Origin of the sequence: Amphibacillus xylanus NBRC 15112 (assembly GCF_000307165.1) — a bacterium.
GTDB lineage: Bacteria > Bacillota > Bacilli > Bacillales > Amphibacillaceae > Amphibacillus > Amphibacillus xylanus.
Window position 1 is genome coordinate 577,858 of record NC_018704.1, and the last position, 26,255, is coordinate 604,112.

The 26,255-nt window shown below is 34.8% G+C and carries 20 protein-coding genes; 15 read left to right on the forward strand and 5 right to left on the reverse strand.

Annotation, left to right across the window (positions count from 1 at the left end; translation table 11 throughout):
* Positions 1–31: 31 nt before the first annotated feature.
* Positions 32–775 carry an SDR family NAD(P)-dependent oxidoreductase gene (locus tag AXY_RS02975; protein ID WP_015009304.1) on the forward strand — a complete coding sequence of 248 codons (744 nt, stop codon included), beginning with the start codon at positions 32–34 and terminating at the stop codon, positions 773–775.
* 147 nt (positions 776–922) lie between these two features.
* Complete coding sequence (locus tag AXY_RS02980) at positions 923–4,318, forward strand: glycoside hydrolase family 2 TIM barrel-domain containing protein (RefSeq protein WP_041450090.1); 3,396 nt, start codon at positions 923–925, stop codon at positions 4,316–4,318.
* An 87-nt stretch (positions 4,319–4,405) separates the two neighbouring features.
* On the opposite strand, the gene AXY_RS02985 is transcribed toward AXY_RS02980, so the two are convergent.
* Complete coding sequence (locus tag AXY_RS02985) at positions 4,406–5,212, reverse strand: AAC(3) family N-acetyltransferase (RefSeq protein ID WP_015009306.1); 807 nt, start codon at positions 5,210–5,212, stop codon at positions 4,406–4,408.
* A 217-nt stretch (positions 5,213–5,429) separates the two neighbouring features.
* On the opposite strand from AXY_RS02985, the gene AXY_RS02990 reads away from it, so the two are divergent.
* The 8 genes from AXY_RS02990 (at position 5,430) to AXY_RS03025 (ending at position 15,413) form a co-directional block, all read left to right on the forward strand.
* Positions 5,430–6,914 (forward strand): methyl-accepting chemotaxis protein, encoded by a 1,485-nt coding sequence (locus tag AXY_RS02990; RefSeq protein WP_015009307.1) that lies wholly within the window; start codon positions 5,430–5,432, stop codon positions 6,912–6,914.
* Positions 6,915–7,169: 255 nt separating this feature from the next.
* Positions 7,170–7,811 (forward strand): GNAT family N-acetyltransferase, encoded by a 642-nt coding sequence (locus AXY_RS02995; protein WP_015009308.1) that lies wholly within the window; start codon positions 7,170–7,172, stop codon positions 7,809–7,811.
* Between the two features lie 226 nt (positions 7,812–8,037).
* A complete protein-coding gene (gene gshA / locus AXY_RS03000) occupies positions 8,038–9,519 on the forward strand; it encodes a glutamate--cysteine ligase (RefSeq protein ID WP_015009309.1) in 1,482 nt (493 codons plus the stop codon).
* A 515-nt stretch (positions 9,520–10,034) separates the two neighbouring features.
* Positions 10,035–10,472 carry a phosphate-starvation-inducible PsiE family protein gene (locus AXY_RS03005; protein ID WP_015009311.1) on the forward strand — a complete coding sequence of 146 codons (438 nt, stop codon included), beginning with the start codon at positions 10,035–10,037 and terminating at the stop codon, positions 10,470–10,472.
* Positions 10,473–10,626: 154 nt separating this feature from the next.
* Positions 10,627–11,199 carry a TetR/AcrR family transcriptional regulator gene (locus tag AXY_RS12210; RefSeq protein ID WP_015009312.1) on the forward strand — a complete coding sequence of 191 codons (573 nt, stop codon included), beginning with the start codon at positions 10,627–10,629 and terminating at the stop codon, positions 11,197–11,199.
* Between the two features lie 87 nt (positions 11,200–11,286).
* Positions 11,287–11,727: a MarR family winged helix-turn-helix transcriptional regulator gene (locus tag AXY_RS03015; protein WP_015009313.1), complete on the forward strand. Its 441-nt coding sequence runs from the start codon at positions 11,287–11,289 to the stop codon at positions 11,725–11,727.
* A 37-nt stretch (positions 11,728–11,764) separates the two neighbouring features.
* Positions 11,765–13,504 (forward strand): ABC transporter ATP-binding protein, encoded by a 1,740-nt coding sequence (locus tag AXY_RS03020; RefSeq protein ID WP_015009314.1) that lies wholly within the window; start codon positions 11,765–11,767, stop codon positions 13,502–13,504.
* Positions 13,497–15,413, forward strand: a complete 1,917-nt coding sequence (locus tag AXY_RS03025) for an ABC transporter ATP-binding protein (RefSeq protein WP_015009315.1) — start codon at positions 13,497–13,499, stop codon at positions 15,411–15,413. Before AXY_RS03020 ends, AXY_RS03025 begins: the two co-directional genes overlap by 8 nt.
* A gap of 489 nt (positions 15,414–15,902) precedes the next feature.
* On the opposite strand, the gene AXY_RS03030 is transcribed toward AXY_RS03025, so the two are convergent.
* From AXY_RS03030 to AXY_RS03040, 3 genes are all read right to left on the reverse strand, one after another.
* Complete coding sequence (locus AXY_RS03030; protein WP_015009316.1) at positions 15,903–17,123, reverse strand: IS110 family RNA-guided transposase; 1,221 nt, start codon at positions 17,121–17,123, stop codon at positions 15,903–15,905.
* A 709-nt stretch (positions 17,124–17,832) separates the two neighbouring features.
* Entirely contained in the window at positions 17,833–19,080 is a 1,248-nt protein-coding gene (locus tag AXY_RS03035; protein WP_015009317.1) for an L-lactate MFS transporter, read from the reverse strand.
* 178 nt (positions 19,081–19,258) lie between these two features.
* A complete protein-coding gene (locus AXY_RS03040; protein ID WP_041450091.1) occupies positions 19,259–19,837 on the reverse strand; it encodes a DUF3221 domain-containing protein in 579 nt (192 codons plus the stop codon).
* 469 nt (positions 19,838–20,306) lie between these two features.
* Here AXY_RS03040 and AXY_RS03045 point away from each other — a divergent pair, with 469 nt between their 5' ends.
* From AXY_RS03045 to AXY_RS03065, 5 genes are read left to right on the forward strand one after another with little or no spacing between them, the layout of a single operon-like run.
* A complete protein-coding gene (locus AXY_RS03045; RefSeq protein WP_015009319.1) occupies positions 20,307–21,203 on the forward strand; it encodes a hypothetical protein in 897 nt (298 codons plus the stop codon).
* Between the two features lie 34 nt (positions 21,204–21,237).
* On the forward strand, positions 21,238–21,861 hold the full coding sequence (locus AXY_RS03050) for a hypothetical protein (protein WP_015009320.1): 624 nt from the start codon (positions 21,238–21,240) through the stop codon (positions 21,859–21,861).
* 1 nt (position 21,862) lies between these two features.
* A complete protein-coding gene (locus AXY_RS03055; RefSeq protein WP_015009321.1) occupies positions 21,863–22,993 on the forward strand; it encodes a DUF4350 domain-containing protein in 1,131 nt (376 codons plus the stop codon).
* Positions 22,990–23,919: an AAA family ATPase gene (locus AXY_RS03060; protein ID WP_015009322.1), complete on the forward strand. Its 930-nt coding sequence runs from the start codon at positions 22,990–22,992 to the stop codon at positions 23,917–23,919. The genes AXY_RS03055 and AXY_RS03060 overlap by 4 nt, the downstream gene beginning before the upstream one ends.
* Positions 23,846–25,228: a DUF58 domain-containing protein gene (locus tag AXY_RS03065; protein WP_081585425.1), complete on the forward strand. Its 1,383-nt coding sequence runs from the start codon at positions 23,846–23,848 to the stop codon at positions 25,226–25,228. The genes AXY_RS03060 and AXY_RS03065 overlap by 74 nt, the downstream gene beginning before the upstream one ends.
* Here AXY_RS03065 and AXY_RS03070 read toward each other — a convergent pair.
* Positions 25,208–26,179 carry a stage II sporulation protein M gene (locus tag AXY_RS03070; protein ID WP_015009324.1) on the reverse strand — a complete coding sequence of 324 codons (972 nt, stop codon included), beginning with the start codon at positions 26,177–26,179 and terminating at the stop codon, positions 25,208–25,210. The genes AXY_RS03065 and AXY_RS03070 overlap by 21 nt on opposite strands.
* Between the last annotated feature and the right edge of the window lie 76 nt (positions 26,180–26,255).

Below are 26,255 nucleotides of genomic sequence, written 5' to 3' on the forward strand. Positions count from 1 at the left end.
TCACAAACATTATTGAAAGGAATGATTGATCATGGGTAGATTAGATGGAAAAGTTGCAATTATTACTGGTGGATCAGCTGGAATGGGCGCATCAAATGTTAGAATGTTTGTTAAAGAAGGTGCCAAAGTAGTCTTTACCGATTTGAATATCGAAGACGGTAAAAAACTAGAAGAAGAGCTTGGTGGAAATGCAATCTTCATCGAGCAGGATGTAAGTAAATCAGCTGATTGGGATAAAGTAGTCGAGAAGGCTGAAGCAGAATTTGGTCCTGTTGATATTTTAGTAAATAACGCTGGTATTGCACTTACACTTCCTTTAGAGGAAATGACTGAAGAGCAATATCAAAAAGTAATTGATGTTAACCAACTTTCAATATTCCTTGGCATGAAAAAAGTTTTACCATCTATGAAGAAAACAAAAGCCGGATCAATAATTAACATTTCTTCAATAGCAGGAATGGCTGGTATGTATGGAGGGATGGCATATAGTGCGTCTAAATTCGCTGTTCGTGGTATGACACGTTCTGCTGCAGCTGAATTAGGTAAATATAATATCCGTGTTAACTCTGTTCATCCTGGCGCGATTCAAACAGCTATGATAGAACAGCCTGATAGTAGGGCTGCAATTGAAGCGATTAAAGAAAAAACACCGTTAGGAAAGATTGGATCGGTGGAAGATTCATCATACTTAATTGTTTATTTGGCTTCAGATGAGTCATCATTTACAACTGGTTCAGAGTTTGTCTTTGATGGTGGCGTAACTGCGATTATATAATGCTATAATTTTATACTGTCAATAATGCAAACAGGGGTCTTTATCGATACCCTGTTTGTTTTGTATCCAGGTAATAGAGTTTGACTTAAGTAATACGGTGTGTTAAAATCCGTCTGAAATGAAAGGGCTTACTCAGGGGGGATAATATTGAACACATGTATTCTTTTTAATGACAATTGGTCGTTTGCAAAAACTCCTTTGGACGAGGTTTCTATTAATGAACTAGACTTTAAACCAATTGAAGTACCGCATGATTGGTTAATCTATCAAACAGAAGATTTATATGAGAATAGTATCGGTTGGTATAGAAGAAGTTTCACATATGATCAAACTGAAAAAATCATTTTACGGTTTGATGGTGTCTACATGGATTCAACTTTGTACGTAAATGGTAAGTATGTTGGAGAGTGGAAATACGGTTATTCTGCATTTGAGCATGATATAACGGATCAACTTTATCAGGGTGATAATGAAATATTGTTAAAGGTTGTTTATCAAAGTCCAAATAGTCGTTGGTATACAGGTGCTGGAATTTACCGAAATGTCTGGCTGAAAACACGTGGGAAAAATTATATCGAATCGGATGGTATTTATATTTCTACAAAAGAGCGGGGTACCAATTGGGCAATTGAAATTGAAACAGATTTATCACTTACTGAGCAAGTAAAAGTAAAGCATGAGTTATTTAATCAAGATGAAAAAATAACTGAAACGATCGAGACCGCTTTAAGTAGTCAAACAATCGAACAAAAATTACTTGTTACAGATCCCAATCTATGGTCTCCTGAAGAGCCTAATTTGTATGAATTAAGAACATCATTAATAGATCAATCAAATAAATTAATAGAAAAGCAGGTTCATCGGATTGGATTTCGCACGATTGAACTAGACCCAAATAAAGGGCTAATTTTTAACGGAGAACAACTGAAAATTAATGGTGTTTGTGAACACCATGATTTAGGTGCACTAGGTGCAGCATTTAATCCAGTTGCACTAAGACGTCGCTTTCAGATTTTAAAGGAAATGGGCGTCAATGCTATTCGTACTGCTCACAATATGCCAGCAAAAGAATTGATGGATTTAGCAGACGAATTTGGTTTTCTGATTGTATCTGAAGCTTTTGACATGTGGGAACGACCGAAAACAGAATATGATTATGCTCGATTTTTCAAGGATTGGGCTTATCGTGATGTGAAGAGCTGGGTTAAACGTGATCGCAACCATCCAAGCTTAATCATGTGGGGAATTGGTAATGAGGTTTATGATACACATGCTGGTGAGAGAGGCTTGGAAGTCACGCAAATGCTGAAAGACTATGTTGAAAAATTTGATCCAAAGCAAAATGCTTTTGTGACATTTGGGTCAAATTATTTACCATGGGAAAACACGAGAAGAGCAGCTGATTTATTAAAAGTTGTTGGTTATAACTATGGTGATAAATATTATGATGAACACCATAAACAATTTCCAGATTGGGTGATTTATGGAAGTGAAACAGTATCTGTTGTCCAAAGTCGTGGGGTATATCATTTTCCACTAGAAGAACCGATTTTAGCTGATGATGATGAACAATGCTCTGCACTTGGTAATAGTGCAACAAGTTGGGGTGCTCGTTCTCATGAAGCGTCGATTATTGCTCATCGTGATGCACGATATACCCTTGGTCAATTTATTTGGACAGGTTTTGATTATATTGGAGAACCAACGCCATATCATACAAAAAATTCATATTTTGGGCAGATTGATACAGCTACATTTCCTAAAGATACGTATTATATTTATCAGGCGAATTGGACCGATTATAAATCAAACCCGATGATTCATATTTTCCCATATTGGGACTTCAATCCAGGTCAAATAATCGATGTCAGAGTTGCAAGTAATGCACCAAAGGTAGAACTAAAACTGAATGGAAAGTCGTTAGGTGTTAAAGAAATTGACCACCAATCTGGAACTGAACTTATTCCAACATGGAAGGTACGATATGAAGTAGGTGAGTTGACAGCGATTGCTTATGATGAAAATGACCAAATCATCGCTACAGATCAAGAACGTTCATTTACTGATGCTAAGAAGGTCGTGTTATCTGCTGATAAGGAACAATTAATTGCTGATGGACAAGACTTAATTTTTGTTGAAATTAGTACGGAAGATGAAGCGGGTAATCAAGTTAAAAATGCCACAAATCGCGTCAATGTTGAAGTAAATGGAGCTGGTCGTTTAATTGGATTAGATAATGGTGATAGTACAGATATTGATCAATATAAAGGAACAAGCCGCAGGTTATTTAGTGGAAAATTAATGGCGATCATTGCAGCAACAGATGAGCTTGGCCTTATTGAAGTGAATGTGCGTTCAAAAGATTTAGTTAGCGCTAAATTAACCCTCGAAGCAATTCCGAGTGATAAGGGCAATGAACGAGATCATGTTTTTATAGCTAATCAACCAACTCAGGTGAAAGTCGGCCAAATAGATGAAGTACCTGTAAGAAAAATTGAAATTAAAAGTAAATCTGGTCTTCAGTTATCACCAAACCAAACTGAAGTTAATTTTGAGGCGATACTATACCCTTTAAATACAACATATCAAAGTGTTGAGTGGAGTGTCGTTACAGATAGAGGCATTAAATCAAACATTGCTGAAATTGAAAGTGATGGATTAAAATCAAAGGTTAAGGCTGTTGGTGATGGAAAGTTTCGTGTCCGCTGTACTACAAAAAATGGCACAAATAAAGTTAAATTAATTTCTGAATTAGATATGGAAGCATCGGGTTTAGGTGAAGCCTATAAAAATCCATATGAATTCGTCTCAGCTGGATTATATGATGATTACGTGGGCGAAGTGACAAGTGGAAATGAACGAGGGATTGCAACAAGTCGAGATGGTGAAACGATTATTGGTTATCATAAAATTGATTTTGGCAAAAGTGGTTCGGATTTAATCACAATTCCGATCTTTGCTTTGAGTGATGAGGAGTATCCGATTGAAATATGGGAAGGAATGCCTGATCAACCAGATAGCACGCTTTTAGCAGATGTTATTTACCAGAAAGAATCGATTTGGAATGTCTATCAATCAGATACTTATCGTTTATCAAAACGTCTGACAGGTTTAACATCAATCTATTTCCGCCTAAGAGCAAAAGTCCATATTAAAGGTTTTTCATTTACACCTTTTAAACGAGGATTAGAGCAACATCTAGTCACTGAAGCTGATCATATTTATGGTGATACATTTGAATTAAAAGACACAATGGTTGAGAAAATCGGCAATAATGTGTCATTTGTCTTTGAAGAAATGGACTTTGGTGAAGAAGGTATATCTTCAGTTACTGTTTACGGTCATTCACCAATTGATAAAAATACCATTCATGTTCGGTTTATTGATGACAAAGAACAAACTAATCAAGTTATTGAATTCACCGAATCAAATGAATATGAAGAGCGAAAATATCAATTAGCACCTGTTAAAGGTAAGCAAACAGTGATGTTTATTTTTCTACCAGGTAGCCACTTCAACTTCGGATGGTTTAAATTCGAGTAAATGATTTAATCGCATCATTTAGTATAAAAAATAGATGTAACGTCTAGTTATTGATTGACGTTACATCTATTTTCATATGTTTAATAATTAGTTTTTCCGCTCATTCCATCTTACTTCAAATTCTTTTGAAAATTCCTCCGTCAATGGCTCAATATCCTCAAAAAGTAATGGGTCAATTTCAAGCATTAACGTAATAATTTCAGTCATTTTTACAGTGTCACAAATACGAACGTCGGCATCTCCAAATTTACCAATATGCATGGCACCTAATTTGAGTAAATAGTCATCTACTTTCCAGAAATGATCCGACCATGTCTTGCCAAAGTGTCTTCTAGATGGTACAGAATGTTTAGTACCGTCTGAATCGATACTGTATAGCTGCTCATGCGTATCAGTTACTCGACCCGGAATATCAACCCATTCTTCAATCCCGTGAATAAATGTATTTTTCGTTAGATCGACTCCTAAAAGCATAATTTGAGCATGGCGATCTAATAATTTTCCGTAAGGTGATGTTCTTGCACAAGGTGTGTCATGCTTGTGCGCATTCTTAATAAACTCTTCAGCATCCTTACCTAATGCAGCGACTGAGTGTGTCGGGTGTAGCGATCTGACAACGCTTTCGCGATGTCTAAATAATTCAGTCAATATACCAACGTTTGACTCAGAGTTATCAACATGGTAGTCCGGATTACCTTGATTTATGTATGCCCATGTATGTGTTGGTAAAACAAGTAGTCCGTCAGCCATATATTCAGATAGACTATCTAGAACAGTCTCTGGACCACCCTCAACATTACCAATACTCTTAAATGATGAGTGAACTTTTAACGTACCGAACTTGTTAATACCAAGTCGCTTCAAGTCATTGATTAAATGCTCTTTCGTATACATTTTGCTTCCTCCAATTATGTTATTGACGAGTTAAAAGAATTCAAAAGATAAGTAACCTCTTTTATTTCTTTTCTACAGTTTACCATAGCATAAAATGAGTGGAACTTGTACTAATATGTTTAATATTTTGACGAGATAGTCACAAATAATTCGACACAATTCTTGTAATTTAATGATATAATGAGAATATATTGCTATATTGGAGGTTAAATTTTTCATGAAGAAAAGAACGTATACCTTTCAAGAAAGAAATCGACTGTTAATTAGTCTTTGCTTAATTGCAGTTATTATAGCTGGAGGTATCTTAGCGTTAGGTAAGTTTCCACTAGAAACTGTTATGATGATTGTTGGTTTTGGGGTAGGAACGCTAATTATTTTATTTGTATTTTATAAAATTGAAAAGCTTACAACATTGATCCCTTTTGTTATTATCTTAAGCGTAAATATAATGACATTTCTTATGCTTGAAAATCGACCGTCAATCACGACTTATTTAATTACATATTTCGGCTTAGCCATTATTACATTGTACCATCGTTCTCTATACTTATTAGTTTCAGGTGCTTTCGGTCTATTAATTACTAATATCTTTTTACTTCGTTATGGAGAAAGCGCCATCACAAACTTTTCGCCAACATATTATGTATCGTTTAATCTTGTTTTTCTGTTAGTAACATTGATTTTAATCTATCAAAGTATGATAGGAAAGAATATACAAGCTCAAGCATTTGATGCGGCTAAAGCTTCTGAACAGGCAAAGGAAGAAACCTTGGAGCTAGTTAAGCAAATAAAATATACTGTTGAGCAGCTTGATCAACTCAATGATCAATTGTCTGAAAATGCAACTTTAACGAATCATTACTCTAATGAATTGACGTCAACTTTTAGAGAAATTTCTGGAGGTGTAGAAAGTCAAACGCATAGCGCTAATGAAATGAATGAATCAATTGTTGCAATGAATGAGGAAGTATCAGTTATTTCTGACCAAACAACAGAAATGAACAACAATGCGATAGAAACTAGTGAAATTGTTGCAAGTGGTTCGAAAGATGTACATCAGTTGAATGATACCATTTTAGTCGTTGATGAAAGACTAAGTGAAACTGTTACTGAGATGTCAGAATTAAATGAAGCTACTGCTCAGGTAGGTCAAGTCCTAGAAACAATTTCTGATATTGCTGATCAAACGAATCTTCTAGCATTAAATGCTGCGATTGAAGCATCACGAGCAGGGGAAGCTGGAAGAGGCTTTGCTGTAGTAGCCCAAGAAGTTAGGAAACTAGCAGAACACTCGATTGAATCGACAGAGCAAATTAGTCAGATTTTAGGATTAATTCAAGCTAAAACAGTAGCTGCGACAAATCGAGTTAATGAGAGTATCGAGATTTTTAGTAAAGGTAAGAAATTAACTGACGAAACAAATCAAGCGTTCCAAAAAATTGATCAGTTCATTGACCATCTCCGACAGTCGGCGACTGATCTTAATGAGCGAATGAATATTTTAACAGAGTCATCAGCAAATGTAGTCGATGAAGTTAATCATGTTTCTAGTACTTCAGAACAGCTAACAGCTTCCGTTCAAGAAGTGTTTGCAAATATTGAGGATCAAAATAATAGAATGAATGAATTGAATCAAAGAGTGATTGAAATGGCACAATTAACAGATCACTTACGTCAATCACTACAGACAAATGCTGAATAGGTAATATATGAATATTACGGTATAAGATCAATGGAAGATTAAGAGCACGAACGAGTACCTTCAGAAATACAGGTATTCGTTCAGTGCTCTTTTCTTACTCAAAAATAGTGTTTGCCTTAGGGAAAGTTATTCAATAATTTTATAGGAATACTTTTAATCAAAGATCTGAATTAGTCCGCTAAAATAAAGGGTTTACTTCTAATGTGTCGAATTAGTAATAGGTGAAGTAAATCTATTATTGAGAGGTGTTCAAGAATGGGAATGAGTGTCACATTAAAGGCAATTTCTGATTCAAGAAGATATCCTCAGCTTGTAGAATGGTATTACAAGGCTAATCCAATTAGTCATCAGCTTGGTTACGGTCGTTTTGCCAAAAGGATTATCCAAGCGCATTTATCAAGAACATCCCCTCTAATCATGAATCATTATTTAAAGGGTATATTTATTAAACAGAGCTTGGTTGGCTTTTTAATTGTGTATCCAATTAGTGATCGTTTTCAAATTGAGCAGCACAGTTTCAATAATTTGAAGGCTCATATGAATCGGCTTAGTTATTTTAGAAGGATCCGGTTTTACCGTAAAGTAGCCCATATTTTAAATAGTGAGATTAATGATGATTATTACTATCTTCATAGTTTAGTTATCGATAAATCATATCGAAATCAAGGGATTGGTTCAGAAGTGATTGATAGATTAATGAAGAAATACTCCCGCATAGCACTATACGTTAATGAGAAAAATTATGCTGCAATCCAATTTTATTTTAAAAACGGGTTTAAACCTGTTCACCATGGCCAATTTAGATATAAAGGCGATTATTATGGAGAATATTTAATGTGCAAAGAGGCTTCAATGAAAAATGAAGAAAAGCAATTATTAAAATTTCTTCAATATTAACTGATTAATATTTTGCTTTAATCTATATTGTTGATAAAATAAGATGAGTTAAGTCATATTTTGTCGTGATTAAAAGTGAGCAATTGCTCGCTTTTTTTTAACGAATAGATTTTGGTATATAAGAGCATTATAGGCGTGCTTTTTAATAAAGTATGGTACTATTTAGCTGAATCATAATAAGTAGAAGTGTGTATTTAGATAGAGATTGATAAAAGGTTGGGATCACGTGGATTTTACATTTAATCAAATCATAAGTTTTTTTAAGCACAATCAAGCTGAAGGTTTAGAAACCGGTAATTGGGGAATTGAGCGAGAAACACATCGAATTAATTCAGATGGTTCGATTGCATTAACGCCACACCCAAAAGTATTAGCTACTAAAAAAGCAAGTCAATCAATTACATTAGATTTTGCGGAGAGTCAATTAGAATTTATGACAAAGCCTCATGACAAAATTGAGAAAGTAATCGATGAACTAAATAAAATATATGATTTCACTAAAAAACAGATCAATGATGAATTAATGTGGCCATTTAGTATGCCACCTGTCTTACCTGATGAGGAAGATATTCCAATTGCTAGATTTCCACACTTAGCCGATGGTCAAGATAAAGAAACTTACCGTGAAGGCTTATCTGTAAGATACGGGAAAAAGATTCAGATGATCTCTGGTATTCATTATAATTATTCATTTTCAGATCAATTAATTGATCAATTACATCAAGCGATGGCTCCAGAGCAGTCGAGACAAGCATTTATTAATCAACTATATATGAAAATTAGCCGGAATGTTTTGACGTATCGCTGGTTAATTACTTATCTTTTTGGCGCATCCCCAGTAGTCGATCAGAGCTATCGTTCTGTTTTTAATGAAAAAATGCAAGCATGCCAATCTGAATGGTTCAGTCAAACATTTGATATAAAAGAAATAGATCGTTATGCTACTTCGCTTCGAACAAGTCGTTTCGGCTATTCAACAGCGATAGAAGATAAGTATCATATTTCATATAATAGTCTCACTGAGCACATTAACGATTTACGTCATGTGCTTTCAATCGATAATCCGAAGTATGAAAAAATAGGCGTAAACAAAAATGGCAGACGGATTCAATTAAATACAAAAGAATTACAAAGTGAAGCTGAATTTTATGCACCGATTCGTTTTCGTCAAGTGCAGAAAGAGGATGAAACGTTACTTGATGCTCTAGAGCAGCGTGGGATTCAATATTTTGAGTTGCGTTTATTGGACTTGAATCCATTTGATAAATTAGCAATCACGAAGGAACAATTACAGTTCATTCATCTCTTTGTTTTATATTGTCTATTTGAAGAAAGTGCGGAATTAACTGAAACACAACAAATGAATGCGAATCAGAATCAACAGCTTGTTGCTTTATTAGGGAGAAAGCCTAATTTAACTTTAATTAATCAACTTGGAGAAAATGTCCAACTTGAAAAATGGGCGCTTGAGATTATCGAGAAGATTGATCGTATTGCTTGTTTACTTGATGAAGCTATTGGAACTGACAAGTATATGCCGATTGTTTGTCAGATGAAAGGTAATATAGAAAATCCATCACTTATATTAAGTCAGCAAATGGTTAATGAGATGACTAATGCAAATCAGACATTTGCTGAATACGGTATTCATTTAGCTAAACAGTATCAATTACAAGACACTAAGTTGAAAAGGGTCTCTAAAGTTTAAGATGAATATTTTTATATTAAAGTACGTTGCGGTAGATTACACGTCAAAGGTGGGAAATAGATTTGAATCGTTTTAAGCAAAGGCTGTCACAATTTATGCAAGGACGATATGGGATTGATCATATTTATGTGACCAGTTTGATTTTATATTTTGTCGGCTTAATCGTTTTACGACAGATAAATAATTCTATATATTTGAATATTTTCTTATTACTATTAATTGCTTGGACATTTTATCGGGTATTTTCAAAAAATATTGACAGACGTTATGCTGAGAATCAAGCATTTCTAAGATTTATCAATCAAATAAAGTCTATAGTAAATCGATTATGGATGCGAATGAGAGATATTGGTACTCATCGTTACCGACGCTGTCCCAACTGTCGAGCACAATTACGACTTCCACGGAAAATAGGCGTACATACTGCTAGATGTCCGCGTTGTAATAATCGATTTAAGGTTAAAATAAGATTGTAAATCTGAATGTTGCAAATTGATTAGAAAAGAGTGATGGTAATGAGAAATAAAAAGAGGCGTTTACCTGTTTTTAGAGAATTAGGTAATCGCTTTTCTAAAGTAATTATTGGAATTGAAATGTTTCTAGCGGCATTAATTATTATTACGGTGCTGGCCGGTGCCATAGCGCTAATTGTCTCGACAATTCAAGAAGGTGTGGCTGAACATTTATTAGACTACGATAATTTTCAAAACATATTATCGTATTTACTCATTTTGATTATTGGTCTTGAATTGGCCATTATGCTAATTCAACATCAACCAAGTAATATTGTCGATGTGATGATTTATGCTACTGCTAGAAAAATGCTCATCTATTCTACTGATATGGTTGATGGATTAATTGGTGTTATTTCAATTGGAATTTTATTTATTATTAAAGTTGCACTGTATAGGGCGAAGATTAGTGAAGATAATTCAACAAAAAAATACACGTAGCCAAACCTGAACAAGGATTTTCTTTGTTCAGGTTTCTTAGTCAAAAATAGATTCCAATTATTATTAATATTTCCTTCCATCTGTAAAGATAAGTCATGTATAATTATCTGTAAACTGTTCATTGGTAAAAATGAAATAGAATGGAGCTGATGACGTGGGGAAGAGGCTAGATCCTAGAATTATTCGAACACGAAAAATGATCATGAGAGCGATTAGGCAATTGGCAGAGGAACAGGCTTTAGATGAGATTACCGTAAAGGAAATAGCAGAGAAAGCAAATGTTAATCGAGCAACATTTTATTATCATTTTAAAGATAAGCAAGATTTAATCGAGAAGACATTATTGATGGACTTTGATAATTATTTAATCACACCATTAAGTAATATTCGTCATGTTGATCAAGAAGCAATTAAAGAAATATATCATATTTTTTTTAAATATGCTGAGGTTGTAGCAGCCTATTGCCAATATGATTTTACCTGTTTTAATCGAGAATTATCTGATCGAATGACAGAACAATTAATTGATCAGCTTTATCTATTACTTAAAGACAATGCTGCTAGTAATCAAGAGCAAGATCTTCGTCTAATTGCGGTATCAATGTTCTGGAGTATCTTCGGTTTTATTAGAGAGTGGATTTATAATATTAGGGTTGATAAAGAAAATTATATCGATTCTACGATACCAACCATATTAAATAAAATTGAACTGATTAATAAGGTCTAAAATCGAGAAAATATGTGAGTGAAATGATTGACATTACAATTATTTAGCGTGATAATAGATAGCATGCTATGTATTGGAGGGTTATTTGTGTCAGAAGATCTCATTTTTAACATTCGGTTAACTTATTTTGCGTTAGAAAAAGTAAAGCATCTTTATTTCGAAAAGCAAAACCTAACAGCATCACAAGGAGATTTACTTCTATACTTAGGCTTTGCTAGCAGAGTTAAAGATGAAATCAGTCAAAAAGATATCGAACAACATTTCAGACTGTCAAATCCAACAGTAACTGGACTTTTGAATCGGTTGGAGGAAAAAGACTTTGTCAAAAGGCAAAAAAGCACGATTGACGGACGGACAAATAACATTTTATTAACCGAAAAATCAACTGATGTTTTAAACCAATTTAAATCTCATAAGGAAGCTATTGACCAGAAAATATATCGTGGTTTTTCTAATGATGATGTTAAACAATTGGTTAAATATCTGAAAAGTATCCAAACTAATCTAAAATCTGAAGACACTAAATAGCTGTTGTAAATTAATTGCAAGACAGGAGGAACGATAAATGGTAAAGAAACTATTGCCCTTTTTAGGTGAATATAAAAAAGAAGCCATTTTAGCACCAATCATGGTTGCTTTAGAAGTAGTATTTGAGTTGTTAATTCCATTTTTAATGGCTCGCATCGTTGACTATGGAATCCAGGGAGATGGTGGGATATCATATACGATAAAAATTGGATTAATAATGATTGTAATAGCCGTATTGGCATTAGTTTGTGGAGGATTAAGTGGTCGATATTCAGCAGTAGCTGGAATGGGATTTGCAAAGAACATTCGATCTGGTCTATTTAGTAAAATTCAAACCTATTCATTTGGAAATGTTGACAAATTTTCTACGTCATCATTGATTACTCGTCTAACGACTGATGTAACGAATACGCAAAACGCATTAATGATGATTCTACGTATGGCAGTAAAAGCACCAATTATGCTAGTGGGTGCAGCAATTATGGCAGTTTCTATTAATGCGCGCTTATCAATGATTTTCATTATTACCATTCCGATTTTAACAGTAGCGTTATATTTAATTGGGAGCAATGCACATCCACGTTTTCTTAAAATGTTGGAAAGATATGACGCATTAAATGAAAAGGTTCAAGATTTTATTGTAAATATCCGTGTTGTTAAAGCATTTGTGCGTGAAGAATATGAGGAAGATAAATTCATTGATAGTGCAAAAGCTGTTCAAGAAACACAATTAAAAGCTGAAAAACTCGTTATTTTAAACATGCCAATTATGCAATTTATCATTTATTCGAGTATTCTAGCGATTCTTTGGTTTGGTGGAAATATGGTAGTTAGCGGTAGCTTCCAAATCGGGGAATTATCGAGCTTTATTATGTATATGATGCAAACATTGATTTCGTTGATGATGTTATCAATGATCTTTATTATGTTAATTATCTCTCGAGCATCATTTTCTCGAATTATTGAAGCTTTAGAAGAGGTTCCTCTTCTTGATGATGAGAATGCTAACCCTGAGTTAAGTCTTAAAGATGGCAGTATTGAATTTAAACATGTTAATTTTAGTTATAATCGTGATCCAGATAATCTTGTCCTTAAAAACATTAATTTAAAAATTGAATCTGGTCAGACAATTGGAATAATTGGTGGGACAGGATCATCGAAATCAACGCTAGTCCAGCTCATTCCACGCTTATATGATGTACTAAGTGGAGAGGTAATTGTTGGGGGACATAACGTAAAAGACTATAAATTAAACACATTGCGAGATCAGGTAGCGATGGTGTTACAGAATAATGTACTCTTTACCGGAACAATTAAAGAGAACTTAAAATGGGGTAACGAAAACGCAACAGATGAAGAAGTAATCGAGCAGGCTAAAGCAGCTCAGGCGCATGACTTTATCATGTCTTTCCCTAACGGTTATGATACCGAGCTTGGTCAAGGTGGCGTTAACGTTTCAGGTGGTCAGAAACAACGATTAACGATAGCACGCGCCCTCCTTAAGAGGCCTAAAGTGATGATTTTAGATGACTCGACGAGTGCCGTTGATACAGCTACAGATGCTGCTATCCAAGAAGCGTTTAGAAATAAATTTAAGGATGTAACGACATTAATTATCGCACAGCGTGTAAGTTCGGTATCACATGCAGATAAAATCATTGTTTTAGATAATGGAGAAATCAATGGCTTTGATAGCCATGAACGATTACTAGAATCTAATCAGATTTATCAAGAAATTTATGAATCACAAAGTAAGGGAGTGGGCGCAGATGAGTAAGCCAGCAAGAGAAGCTCGTGGACCAATGCGAGATGGCCCAAAAGCTATGGCTAAACCTTCGAATCTCGGTGACACAGTTAAGCGAATTGCTCGATATATGAAGGATGAAAAATGGCTACTTGTCATTGTATTCTTTGCAATTATTATCAGCTCATTAGCAAACATAATCGGGATTTCTGCATTACAAATTGTGATTGATGATTTCCTTCACCCAATGCTAGAAAGTGGTGCTGACAAATTAACAGGTGACTTTCTCTTAGTTATCGGTGGAGTTGGTATAGTCTATATTGTTGGGGTTATATCAACGTATGCATTCAACCGAATTATGGTTGGTGTATCAACTCGAACATTGTATAAGATCCGTGTTGACTTGTTTAGAAAAATGGAAAAATTACCAATCAAGTTTTATGATACAACGACTCATGGGAATTTAATGAGCTTATATACAAATGACATTGATACATTAAGACAAGTGCTTTCAAATACTATCACTGGTTTCCTAAATTCACTGATCACAGTCGTCGGTGTGTTTACAATGATGATTATTTTCAGTTGGCAATTAACAATTATCGTTGTCGTGATGATTTATTTAATGATGTTATTTGTCAAATTTATTGGTGGGAAAAGCGCAAGCTTCTTTATGCAACAACAAAAAGAACTTGGCCGTGTTAATGGCTACATTGAAGAAATGATTGAAGGTCAGAAGGTCATTAAAGTTTTCTCACGCCAGGAAAAAGTAATTGAGGAATTTGATGCGTTAAACGAAGAATTACGAAAAAATGCGACAAAAGCAAACGTATTTGCCAATATTTTAATGCCGATTATGATTAACTTATCCTATGTGCTATATGCCTTTACTGCGATGGCAGGAGGGGTCTTAGCAATCAAAGGATTCTTGACGATCGGAACAGTTATTGTGTTTTTACAGTACACAAGAACTTTATCACATCCGATTAACCAAATTTCTCAACAAATGAACTCCGTCCTAACAGCATTAGCGGGTGCTGAACGAGTTTTTGGTGTCATTGATCAAAAACCAGAAGTAGACGATGGTCATATTACAATGGTTCCTGTTGAAATTAATGAGCAAAATGAGATGAAAGAAGTAAACTACCGTACAGGCGAATTTGCTTGGAAAGAGTTGAAGGAAGATGGTACAGTTCATTATACGCACGTAAGAGGAAATGTCGTATTTAATGGCGTTACATTTGGATATGAAGAAAATAAGACAGTCTTAAAAAATATCTCGTTATATGCAAAGCCAGGACAAAAAATTGCATTTGTTGGATCTACTGGTGCCGGTAAAACGACGATCACAAACTTAATTAACCGATTTTATGATGTCCCATCAGGAAATATTAGTATTGATGGGATTGAGATAAATAAAATTAAGAAGGCTGATCTAAGAAGATCGTTATCAATGGTATTACAGGATACACACTTATTTACTGGAACAGTAATGGAGAATATTCGCTATGGTCGACTAGATGCAACAGATGAAGAAGTGATTGCTGCAGCGAAGTTAGCAAATGCTGATACCTTTATTCGACATTTAGAAAATGGCTATCAGACAGTACTTAAAGCAGACGGATCTAGTCTATCACAAGGTCAAAGACAGCTTTTAGCAATAGCTAGAGCTGCCATTGCTGAGACGCCGATCTTAATTTTAGATGAGGCAACATCATCAATTGATACACGTACGGAAAAACTCATCCAAAAAGGTATGGATCGTTTGATGGAAGGAAAAACGTCATTTATTATCGCGCACCGTTTATCAACAGTCCGTTCAGCTAAAGCGATAATGGTACTCGAGCACGGTGAAATTATAGAACGAGGTGACCATGACCAATTAATCGAACAGAAAGGTCGTTACTACGAACTATCAGCAGGATTATTTGAATTAACATAAAAGTGTCTCTCACTAAAGTTTGATAAGATATATTTTATCCAGACTGATCATGCTCATTAGCAATAGCTATCTGACTGAGCACTAGGAAAATTGATATGCAACAGTTAGCTGAAGCTGCGCCTATGGAACACGCAGGTCCAGCTAACTGTGTTTTATAAGATAAGTTATAAATAAATTTTTTAAAATAACTTAGTGAGATTTGCTTTATATTGGAGTACTAAAAAATGGTTCAATGTCAAATAGTGTTGGTAGGTTTTATAATTAGTCGAGAATAAATTTATATTAGTTTTAATAAAGATACAACTTGTTCACCGCAGGTGAAATACACTCGCTTTCTTACGTTTAGTCAAGTGTTTAAATTCCTTTTTTTAATTAATTCCCGGAGGGGTACCCCTCCGGGAATTAATTAAAATTTTGCACTTCGAATAGACCTTGTGTTTTTTGTCTTTTTTTCAAGGTCTATTGTGTTATAATTAAATCATAGTATGATTATTGTTGGCTTGAAGCTTTCTCATAATCATACAATAGGTCGTTTTGAATAAGATGAAATGCGACTTTCAAGAATTTATTCATACAAGCGACTACTGCAACCTTATGATGCTTATTATAGGGTTGTTTTTTTAATTTATAATAATAATCAACTAAATGATTTATTTGTTTTCCTTTAGCAGAAAGCATTGAGACAATCATAAAATACAAAATACCACGCAGTCTACTATTACCTCGTTTATTTATACGATCTTTATACTCCATATTTCCAGACTGATATCTTACGATATCTATACCGGCGTATGCATTTAGTTGTTTATTATTTTTAAAACGTGTTAAATCCCCTAGTTCAGCTATGATTCTACAGGCTAATTTATCTTTTATTCCGGGAAATGACCGAAGGATCCTGTATTCTTTACGGTCTTTTGACATTTCTGTCATTCTTTGAATGATTTCATCTTGCTCTTCCTCCATCTCTAATATTTTCTTGGCATAATCCCTTACTAACTCACAAGAATAGTCTGTTTCATCAACTGCTGGAAATGAATCCTTTGCGATTTCAATCAATAAAATTGCTCTTTCCTCTAACTTTTTTAATGAATAGTTTTTCTTAGTGCATTTTTTAATACGATTTTTAATAACTGTTTTAGATCGTTTTAATATCAAGTTTGGGTGAGGGAATACTTGTACAAGATTATAATAAAGTTTTGATTTGTTAATAAAAGCCGTATCAAAGTCTGGGAAAGATAATTGTAATGATGCATGTAGTCGATTTTTGTACTGAATCTTCTCTTTCATAATCTCATCATAGCGACGTGACATTGTACGCATCTGTTCGTAATAAGAATCTTCGCGATAAGTTTGGAAATAATCGTTTTTAAAATGATTCTTAGCCAGTTGATGCGCATCACTTATATCTGTTTTGTTTCTTCTTAGAGATTGGGTGTTAAGGTGTGCTAATAAAGGATTTAAAGAATAATAAACGAGATTATTCTCTCGTAAGAATCGTTCTAAAGCAGCCGAATATACTCCAGTCGCTTCAAAAACAAATTCTAAGGTATAATTATTCTTTTCACTTAGATCTTTAATGATTTTACTTAAATTAGAGAATCCCGTTTTTGAATGAATTAACCTCCCTTCAAATTCACAGTTACCTTGCTCGTTGTAAGCGGCCATGGTACTACTCTTTCGACTAACGTCGAAAGCAATAACGCATCTCATTTTCTTCTCCTCCTTAATATTTTTGTAGAAGTCTCCACTTTACCTTATCGATTCCACTTTCTTATACACGGTCTCTGGGGACCCAACATACTAAGTTGATTCAAATAAGGGAGTGAAGTTAGCCAGTTTCCGATCGTCGAACTCAAGGTCCTTAGCGTGATTCGGCTTTACTTCACTTCTACTATAAAAAAATAGTAGCACAAAACCTGGCCTAGGTCTTGTACTACTAATCTTAGTATGTTTCCGCGGGCACGGCTTCAGCTAACTAAGGCAAGCAAAGAGCGCTTGCCTTAGTGGATCTTCAGCTCGTGCTATTCCCGCAGGAGTCTCGTGTATTTCACCTGCTGTTTTTCACTTCTAAAATAATTGGCTGCTTCATATCGTGTTTCTTTTTGCATTTTTTTCTCGAATTTGTTTCTATTGCTTTAAACTTGAAGTGAATCATCATTCGTTTCTTGAAATTATAAAAATTACGATAACCGTATTTGACTTTGCATAGTACCTTGATCTAGTTGTTAATCCCTTCAATTCGAACTATGACAATTCTTCTCAACAATTGGCGTCTTAGCTGTAAAGCTACATCGACAAGAACGACAGAAAAAACGTTAGTGAGTTTTAATCTCACCAATGCTATATATTGTTCAAATAAAAAATCACCCAATGATCATCATTGGGTGATTTTTGTTGCTGTGGGCTTATAATATAAAAATTAACTTACTTTTTTGTGAGATGCTGTGCTGATTGACTTAATGCTACGTTTCATTAAAATTGATACGACAAAGGCAACAGCAAGCAATCCAGCAAAAATATAAAATGCTGCATTATAGCTGCCTGTTGTATCATTAATGAATGCAACAAGTAATGGTCCAAATACTCCAGCACACGACCATGATGTTAGTAATAATCCGTGAATGGCTCCAAGTTCGACTGTACCAAACAGATCACTGATAAATGCAGGGAGTAGTGCAAAGCCACCACCATACATAGAGATAACAATGAATAATAATATTTGTAGCAACAACGCATTCGTCACATTAGGAAGTGTCAGCATTAGCACGATCTGAACACTAAAAAACATCAGGAATACGTTACTACGTCCCAGAAAATCAGAAAATGCAGACCAACCAATTCGGCCTCCACCATTAAATAACCCCATTATCCCAACCATTGTAGCTGCTGCAGTTGCAGATAAGCCAACTTTTGATTGAGCAAAAGGTGAGGCTGCGGAAATTAACATAATTCCGTTTGAAATATTAATAAACATCATTACCCATAACAACCAAAATCGACTTGTTCGGATTGCCTCACTAGCCTTAAGTTGCTGTAAGCTAGGTTGAACAAGGTCAGGCTTTTTCGTCTTTGTCACGGTTTTATTAGCTGGCATCCAATTTTCCGGTGGTCTAACAATATATAATCCACCACTAAACATTAAGGTGAAGTAAATTGCAGCCAAAATAAAAAACGTATTGGATAATCCAACCGTTTCAATTAACCCGGTTATAATAGGAGCACCAATTAAAGATCCCGCTCCAAATCCCATAACAGCCATTCCAGTAGCTAAACCACGCCTATCTGGGAACCATTTTACGAGAGTGGATACCGGAGCAATGTAGCCTAAACCTAGACCCATTCCGCCAATAACGCCGTAGCCAAGATAAAATAAAAACAATGATTCTGTTGCTAGTGAAATTCCGGTGATCAGTTGTCCAGAGCCAAATAAAATAGCCGCGATAATCGCAGACTTTTTCGGACCCCATTTTTCCACTGACTTACCAAATAGAGCAGCAGAAGTACCTAATAACGCAATTGCAATAGTAAATGCAACTGTAACTGTTTTGTCGCTCCACCCGATTTGTTCTAAGATTGGATTTTTAAGAACACTATAAGAATATACAGATCCAATTGACAGGTGGATGGCAATAGCAGACAGTGCTATAAGCCAACGATTCTTTTTCATTATGACCTCCGAATAATTACACCCACATGCAATGTATCTATTATAGCAGATTTAACGGAGGAATGAGTGAACGATTTGTGAACTAGCGCACTTTAAATTAAAAAAATGTCTAGTTTCTGAGATTTGAAAATCTGTTGGCTTTTCTCTCTGTATTAAAATGGGAAGTTTACTAGATTTATTATGATTCTAGCTCTGAGTACTCAATTGTAAGGATTTCTTGAGTCCAAATTTCCATTAAGCTAATTTGCCACGTCTTATTTTGTGAATTATAGCGTGTCTCATGTACGGCAAATAGTTCGCTCGGTTTACTGTTAAGTTGTGATAAAACTTTATTTAGTACTTCAGATTCACTAAATTTTGCTCCATTAGGGGAAATGTCTTCTATAATCGTATATTCAACTATAGTAGAACGGCTTGGATACGAGTCTTGAATCTCATCATACCAAATATTCACTTTATCACCATAACTTAGATCGTGTGGCGGGTTAGAAAACCAAACCATGTCATAGTAATTAGATACTCCGCCATTTTTACTTAAATCTACTGGTGTTTCGCTAGCGATTAAAATATTATTTTCAGCAATCTCAACAACATAACCAGTAAGATCTGGATCACGATCTAAACCGCGTTGACAACCAAATAAACTGACAACTAATAATAGGATAAAGGTTGAATAAATAATTCGGCGCAATATACTCATCCCTTTTTTATGTTCTTTACTATACAGACGATTAACAAAGAAAAAAGTTACAAACATTGACAACTAATCTTGTTAAATTTAAACTTGAAAGAGAACCAATTTTATCTAATCTCGTATCAATTATTTACATGATTTATGTGAATGAATTTCATAATGACTTAATTGGCTATAAAACACGAACAATTGGGTTACAGGTGACGCGGTGATTTCCACTCTAGGCGGACGCTTTCGGGCCTACAGGATGTAGGTCATGCAAGCGTCGTCACACGACGTGACGGTTTTAGCTTGCCTTCGTTAAACTCAGCTAATTGATAAAAGCTTTCCAAGCTTTTATCACTGGATCTTCGGACACGATTGTTCCCACTGGAGTCGTCGCCTGCCGTTCTAATCATTTGATTAGGCTTCTTTATTTACGTATGATATTGCATTTTCATTTGTAATTGTTCGTGTTCTTAACTAGATTTTTGTATTATGAAATAGACTCATATAATTAAATAAATATGAAATTTAAAAGGAGATCAGACAGATGGATAATATATTTTCAAGGCCTAAACAGTTTGGTGAGATTCTAGATTTAACGTTTCGTATTATTAAGGATCACTTTGGTAAGTTATTTTTATTACTATTAGCTTTTAATAGTCCTGTGATCATTACGCAGCTAATTGTACAGATTATGTCTGGAAGAGGATTAATTCGTGATGTTGCTGAAGGTGAGAATTTTATTGAGCAATTTATTAACACGTATGCAGTCACTGACGTAGAATTATTTGACCAAACTGAAATAACTGGTAATCTAATTATTTTGCTTATTAGTCTGTTTATTTATCCGCTTGCAACAGCAACAGTATATTTAATAGTTAAAAAGATTAAAAATAGCCAAGATTATGAGCTCAAGGAAATTGTCCAACAATCATTTACGCGGTTTTGGCCATTATTAGGTAGTTATATTTTATTTGGTCTTATCACATTTTTTGTCTTTGTTATCCCTATAGGCATTGGAGTCGGACTAATTGTTTATAGCTTTACAGCAGGAAGTATTTTAGTAGGTTTATTAATGATTTTAGTATTATTAGGCGCGCTATTAGGATGCTTGCTATTAATTACTAGATGGAGTTTCTATTTACCGATTAGTTTATTTGATCGGGCACCTGGATTATCAGAGAGCTTTCAATTAACTAAAGGTCGCACTTGGATGACGTTCGGTCTTTATATTACATTATTTTTAATTACAACATTTATTAGCTCTGCGGTTGAGGTCCTATCAATCTTCTTAGGATTAAGTATTTTGTATTCATTAATTATTAGTATAGTCGGTGTTTTTACATCAATGATTTTTGCGGTGGGCACAGCAGTCATTTACTTTGATTTAAAGGTACGTCAGTCTGGTAATGATTTAAAACAAATGATCGATCAATATCAGTGAAAATAATTAATCCAGTAAGTTAGGTGGGAAATCAATGACTCAAGTTGAAACTTGGCATTCTACTCTGGAAAAAATATTGAATAGTAAAGAATATCAAGCTTATTATCAAGATAACCGAAATATTCTGCAGCGGATTTGGGACTATATTAAGGAATGGGTATTAGAGCTGATAAATAAATGGTTTGATGGCTTAACACCTTCTAGTTCAGTTGGTGACTTAATTGTTGCAGTTATATTAATTGTGCTGATGTTGGTCGTTGTATGTTTAGCAATCTATTTAATTAGAAATTTTCATAGAAGCAAGCAGTTGAAACGTCATCAACCATTAAAGGAAATCACAATAAACGGTGTCTCGATTTTGGAATATCAAAATTTACTTGAAGAAGCAGAATTAAAGCATAATTATCAAGCATCTGTTAGGTTTCAATTTTTAATTTTATTATATGAATTGGATCAGATGCAATGGTTAAAAGTAGAACGTTGGAAAACAAATTGGGACTATTATCAAGAGATTAAAAGTATGAGCAGAGAAAAAGCAGAACAATTTTATCAACTAGCTATTTACTTTGAAGCAACAACTTATGGTAATCGGCAAGTTGACAATGCGGCTTATGAGAAATATGTAAAGCAAGTTCAGGCTTTTAAACAGGAGGAATAAGATGATTAAGCAATTTATCAGCGAGAAAAAATCAATTTTATTATTCCTAAGTCTAATAGGTCTATTAATCATAGCAAGCTTTTATTTAGCAGAGCCAGCATTAGAAGAATATCCGGCGTATCGTGTAGATTCCCCTGCACCAGATGGTACAAAAGCGTTTTATCAATCTTTAGAAACGTTAAGTGTTCCAGTAGAGCGATTTACTAAACATCCAAATCAATTAAAAGTTGATGGCGATATCGCACTGTTTTTGTTTGGTCCGCCATTATTGATGGAACAACATTTGATTGATCACTATTTAAATTTTGTGGATCGTGGTGGTACAATTTTTATCGTGGCGGATCAACATACTGAACTCTTTCCGTTCAACATAGAGCCAGTGAGTTTATTAGATGAGTCAGGCTCGATTAATGTGGATGGTGAGCTTTATCAGGCTGAATTAAATTCGTGGATTAGGTTAAGCCCTAGCGCAGATGATCAGATTTTAATTACTGATGATTATGGTGTCATTGCGCTGAGTAAGTCATTTGGCTCAGGGGAAATCATTCAGATGATTGAACCTAGTTGGTTTACAAATGAATTGATTTTAGCCGAGGATCATTTAGAAATTATCGCAAGTGTATTAAGTGATAAAGATTTTGATCGGCTTTATTTTGAAACATATCATTACTTAACAGGTACTAAACTAACTGTTTTAGATATTACACCAGATCCCATTCTCTTGTTAGGTATGATTTTAATAACATTAGTAGTGATGTATTTATGGCTTAAAGGTAAGCGATTTGGACCTGCACTAAGTCTACGTGAACAAGAGGTTAGATTTGGAGATGAACGGATTCGAGCATTAGCTAATTGGCAAATTAAAGGGCGCAATTTCCATGAAGCACTCATGACTCAGGTAAATTTTTTAAAGTTGACGATTTTTGAACGAGTAGGTATACCGACTTCAACTGATATGAGCGATTATCAACAGGTTTTACAACGGTTATTAGTTGATTATACCGATAAATCAATCAAAGAATTTATTGACCAATTAGAGGCTGTACTTGATTCAGGTCATGTTAATAAACAGGAATTTCTAGAATGGACGAAACGAATTGACCAGATTCAAAGAAGGGTGGAAGCAAAATGAGAGCAGAATTAACTTCATTAATGGAGCAATATCAAGAGAGAATAATCGGACAAGATGAAAACTTAACCTACTTATTAACGGTTTTGTTAGCTGATGGTCATGTTTTAATTGAAGGTGTCCCGGGAACTGGTAAAACAAAGATGGTAAAAACGTTAGCAACATTAGTTGGTGGAAAATTTAATCGCATTCAGTTTACACCGGATTTATTACCGAGTGATATTACGGGTAGTAAAATTTTTAATATGAAAGAAAGTCAATTTGAAACATTAAAAGGACCTGTGTTCACAAATGTTTTACTCGCAGATGAAATTAACCGAACGCCAGCAAAGACACAGGCTGCACTTTTGGAAGCGATGGAGGAAAAGCAAGTCACCATTCAAGGTGAAACATTTTTATTACCAGATTTGTTTTTTGTTGCAGCGACTCAAAACCCAATTGAATATGAGGGAACTTATCCACTTCCAGAAGCACAGCAAGACCGATTTATGATGAAGCTAATCGTTGATTTCCCTAACCTAGAGGCAGAAACTCAAGTATTAACGAATGTGATAAATGAAGCAAAAACAGGACAGATGCCCGTTTCACTATTAACTGAAGCAAGTTTAAGTCAAGTTAAGAAAGATGTTAAGGGTGTAGAGATTAAGGATTCAGTCAAACAATATATAGTAGAAATCATCCGTAAAACGAGAGAACAGGAAGCTGTTCAATATGGTGCAAGTACACGTGCTGCTATTGCTATTGCGAAAACAGCACAAGCATGGGCTTATTTAGCTGGTCGAGACTATGTGACACCAGATGATGTAAAACAGGTTGTTCGTCCTTGCTTACGCCATCGAATTCTATTATCTCCTTATGCAGAAGTGGAGGGAACAGACGTTGACAATATCATTGCGTCAATTGTGGGCACGATTCCTGTTCCAAGATAGAGGCATTATTCCAACAAAACGATTAATCTATTTAATCTCAAGTTTAGGTCTTATTTTATTTGTGATTAGCTTTTTTCGGTTTAATTTAATTATTTTTGCTAGTGTCATAGTAAGTGTCCTACTTCTTAGTTTGTTAGATTTGTTATTTTCGCCAAATCGAAAACAACTTACGCTTGAAAGAAGTCTTCCCAAACAAGTCGAACGTCATCAAGAGGAGAGCTTGCGACTAATCATCACAAATAAAGGGGATAAACCAGCTCAGTTTATCTGGACAGATGATTTGCCGGAATCAATTTCAACAACCAGACCGACTTTGACGACAATTGAAGCAAATCAGACGTTAACAATCGATCAGCCAGTTCAAGCAAATCAAAGAGGCTTATTTCCGATTAAGAATGTCTATCTTCGTTATCAAAGTTTATTTGGCTTATGGCAAAAACAAAGAATGTTTGTAATAGAAAATACGATTAAAGTTATTCCTAATCTATCAGAATCTCGTGATTACTTATCTAGTGCGCAGAAATATTTGCTTCATGAAGGGTCAAAGATTCGCAAGCAAGTGTCTGGATCGGGCGAATTTGCTAAAGTGCGTCAATATGTCGTTGGTGATGATCCACGAAAAATAAACTGGCATCAATCAGCAAAATTAAATGAAATGATGGTAAATGAGTATGAGCCAGAGCATGGTAAACAAATTATCATTATGATTGATTGTGGCAGAATGATGGGTGTCGAATTAGAAAAAGGTAACCGGCTAGAAAGAAGTATTGAAGCGGCCTTAACTGTTGCAACAGCAGCATTAGATCATGGTGATTATGTTTCTGTCGTTGCTTTTGCGAAGGATATTAATGTTTATGTTCCACCAGGGAAGGGCTTATCCCACCTGCAAACGATCTTACAAGCAATTTATTCGTTGAAAGTTGAAGCAACTGAATCAAATTATTTAGCTGCAGTTCAATTTATTCGAACTGAACAAACGAAGCGGAGTATGGTGATATTATTTAGTGATGTTAATCAATTTTTCTTAGATAAGCAAACTTTGTTCTTGATCAAGCAGTTGAAAAAAAGGCACTTATTTATTGGCATTGGCATCAAGGATGAGTGGAAGCAACGAAATATTGCTCTACAACCAAATTCTATTTATGAGGCGATGAGAAAAACTGTTGCACAGCAAATTGAGTTATCGAACCGTAGGGAAATGCTCAAGTGGAAAAACCTTGGCCTCGATTTAATCGAAGCCAAGGCTGATAATTTAGCTGTAACGACAGTATCGTATTATATTGATCAGTTAAACCGTGGTGTGCTTTAATTGACGGAAGCGTCCATATAGTAAATAGCCGACAAAAGCAACTAAGGTAATTACAGCAACTAAATATTTTGTTTCTAGTGAAAGGTCCGCTGGGGTGATAAAGCCTTCAATAATGCCAGCTATAACAAATAGTGGTATCGTTCCGAGCAATAGTTGAACAGATCTCATTGCGTAAATTTTCAACTGAACAGAACGCTTTAATTTTCCTGGTACTAACAGCTTATAGCCCATCAACAGTCCAGCACCGCCAGCGATAAAGATGGCTAATAATTCAATGACACCATGAGGGACAATATAGGCCCAAAAGATATAAGAACTACGAGCATGCCAAAAGACGCCAGCAAGAGCACCAACCAATAGGCCGTTATAGATCATCACATAGACTGTTAAAAGACCACATGTTATCCCACCAGCAAATGCTAGGATAGCAACTTTAATGTTATTCGTCATAATTGCGACAGACATCGTTGCACCATCAATTTGATTTGCCTGTGCATTAGAGGCTAATTCCTCTGGATTTACAATTGTTGCAAACATGTCTGGAAGTAAAATATCTAAATTCAGTGGATCTTGAATGACAATAATAAAACCGACTAAACCACCGATTATGAATAGTAGCGCAGCAATTAAAATAGCACGCCATTGTTCAAGAAATAAGCCAACAAATTTTTCAAATAAGAAGGTTCTTAATTGCTTCCATGATGAGTTTTCTGTTTGATAAATTATATTATGTGCCTGACTAACGAGTTGATTTAAATGAACGGTCACGCTAGAGTCAGGGAAAAAGGTTTGGCTATAGGATAGATTTTGAGCTGTTTTTTGATACAGATGATCAAATTTTTCTATATTTTGATTCGTTGGTTTTGCTCGATTTTTATTAAATAGGTTGATCATCTGCTCAAGCTGTTGCCAGTCTTTACGGTTTTGTTGAATAAATGTTTTTAAATTCATCGATTGAACCACCTTCTGCTTGCAAATTATGGTTATCAACAGTATACCATTTTTTAGAGTGATTAATAGAGAGGAA